Below are 2,724 nucleotides of genomic sequence, written 5' to 3' on the forward strand. Positions count from 1 at the left end.
ACGTCCGTGAACCGCTGATAGACCGAGTCGCTCATGTCGGATTTGCTGTACACCTGCACCCGGTATCCGGGAGCGTTTGCCACCGGGTTCCACGAAACCGCGATCGAGCCCGAACCGGTGACGGTGGCCTTCAGCCCTGTCGGCACCGTGTACAAGGGCGTGGAACCGGCCGTTGTGGTGGCCGTCACCGCCGCGGAGTATGCCGTCAGCGACGTCAGCCCGTCGGCACTGATCCCCCGCACCCGGAACTTATAGGATGTGCTTTTCACCAGGCCGGGAATCATTACCGCAGAATCAGTGAACCGGTAATAGACCGAATCACTCATATCCGTTTTGGTGTACACCTGCACCCGGTATCGCGGCACGTTTGCCGACTTCACCCAGGACAGGCTCACCGTCGTATCGGTCTGCCCCGTGCTTTTCAGCCCTGTCGGCACCGCATACACGGGGGCAGCCGCGGTGGCCGCGGTGGTTGCAGTTATTGCCGCGGAGTATGCCGTCAGCGATGTCAGCCCGTCGGCGCTGATCCCGCGCACCCGGAAGTTATACGTGGTGCTTGGGGCCAGGTCGGGGATCACCACCGCCGAATCAGTGAACCGGTAATATACGGAATCACTCATGTCTGCCTTGTTGTATACCTGTACCCGGTACCGCGGCACGTTGGCCGACTTCACCCAGGACAGGCTCACGGTCGTATTGGTCTGCCCGGTGCTCTTCAATCCTGTCGGCACCGCATATGCAGGATCGTAGGCCTGGGACGCGGGGGCGATTGCGACGCCAAGGACGATCATGAGCGCTGCGAGTCCGGCGATGGCGGACTTTCGTGCCGCCTGGGTCAAACGTTTGGTCTGCATCGAACGCCCTTAGATTGGGATCTCCCGTGCCGGAACCGTCAGCATCGCCAGAGGCGGGCATCGGGTCCTTCCGGGTCAACTATCGGCACGGGGCTAGACGATGCTATCCAGCGCAGGTGCTGCCCAGACGCAGGGAATCCGCAACTTTTCCGCAGGGTATCGGACGGAAGCGCCAGCCGCCGTCCGGGGCGGACGGCCGCAGCCAGGCCAGCTGCAGCCGTCCCGGCAGCCGGACCTAGATCGAGCCCTTCGAAGAAGGGGTGTAGACCGCAGCTGAGAGCTTCCTGTCGATCGCCTGCCGCATGGCCGTCCCCCATTTCTGGACGACTATCTCGTCATTGAACTCGTGTGCCCTGGCGAACGCTGCCCGACGCATGGTCTGCAGGGCCGCTTCGTCCATCAGGCCTACCTGCCGGATCCTTTCGGCCAAAGCGGATATGTCGCCGGCCTCCACCAGGAACCCGTTGACGCCGTGTTCGATGATGTCGGAGGGGCCGTAGGGAACGTCGTAGGCGATGGGAATGCAGCCAACGCTCATTGCCTCGATCAGAACCAGGCCCTGGCCCTCCAGGGTGCTGGTCAGCAGGGTGAACGAAGCGCCAGCAAATTCCTGCCGCGCCGATGAGGAGTATCCGGCCAGTTCAACGTATTTGTCCAAATCCCGGGCGGCAATGAGTTTCCGCAGCGAAGCCTCTTCCGGGCCCTGGCCGTAAATCCGCAGGTTGAATTCCGCGTTGCCGGGCTGGCGTGCCAGATCGACGGCAGAAATCGCGTGATCCAAGCGTTTCCGGTTGGTGAGGCTGCCGAGAATTACCCCCAGGCGGGGGTCATGGCCAAGCTCCGGGCTGGACACCTCCGGGAGGGACCTGCTGTTCGGAATGACGCACGTGTTCCGGGGATTGTTGAAAACGAGATCCACGTCCTTCTTCTGACGCCCGGTCAAGAGAACGACGGCGTCGAAGGAACTCAGACGCTCGAAAACATACCGCCGGGTGGGGCTCAATTCCCCGTACGGGGGAATGGCGCCGCTGGCCATGTGCGAGTTGTGCACCAGATGCATGGTGGCAACGTTGTCGCGCCGGTAGCGGGTCATGAAGTTGGCGGTCGACTTGCTGTCGACGATCATGAAGGACTCCCGTCCTTCAACGACGCAGTCCAGCCAGAACAGGTAGAGCGGCCAGATCTGGGTCCAGGATGCCACGGGATGGCCGTCCCGGCCGCAGAGGCTCACAAGGCGGCCCCCCTCAGCTCCCCTGACGGTCACATCCCGGCGGTCGGAAACGACGAGGGACCCGTCCGGCCGGAAATAATCCACCTGAAGAACGGTCTTCTGGTCGGCCGCATAACGGAGCCGACGGCGGAGTACTCCGCCGCTGACCTCGTCGGAGGACGTCTCGTCCTGGCCGATGGGGGCGAACCCACCTTCGACCACATTCCCGGGTTTTGGTGCGTTCAGTTGGGCTGGGGAAAGTTCGGCCAGTTCTTCCCAGAGGTTCCGCAACCGGAGTCCGGGCACCAGTTCAGCGGCGGCCTCAAGGTCACGGCGGATGTCGGGGTACTTGTCCGACCAGGCGAAGGTCAGGACATCAACCGGGACGCCTGCCTCACGGATAAACGACCTGGACCGGTGCAGCAGGGCATTGGTCATGCCGCCGTATTCCGTCGGGATCCCCCAGGTGATGGCGCAGTGGTAACCGGCGGGAAAGTTCTTCGCGCTGCGTGCCGTGAACTCGAGCACATCCGGGTTTTTCAGGGGGCTCTCCGGGGGCTTGGGCTGCGTTGGTGCTGGGGCCACGGCCTGCGCCGGGACTCCTGCTGGGACTGGGGCCTGGACCGTGGCCGGGGCCTTCGGGGGGACGGCTGCCTGGAC

The 2,724-nt window shown here is 63.5% G+C and carries 2 protein-coding genes; both read right to left on the reverse strand.

Annotation, left to right across the window (positions count from 1 at the left end):
• A partial coding sequence (locus BJQ90_RS13735; protein WP_226760806.1) for a fibronectin type III domain-containing protein occupies positions 1-854 on the reverse strand: 854 nt, incomplete at its 3' end.
• Positions 855-1,089: 235 nt separating this feature from the next.
• Positions 1,090-2,724, reverse strand: a 1,635-nt coding sequence (locus BJQ90_RS13740) for a glycosyltransferase (protein WP_226760807.1), incomplete at its 5' end; no start/stop codon positions are given.

The sequence above is a fragment of the Arthrobacter sp. SO3 genome (genome assembly GCF_020532825.1).
GTDB lineage: Bacteria > Actinomycetota > Actinomycetes > Actinomycetales > Micrococcaceae > Arthrobacter.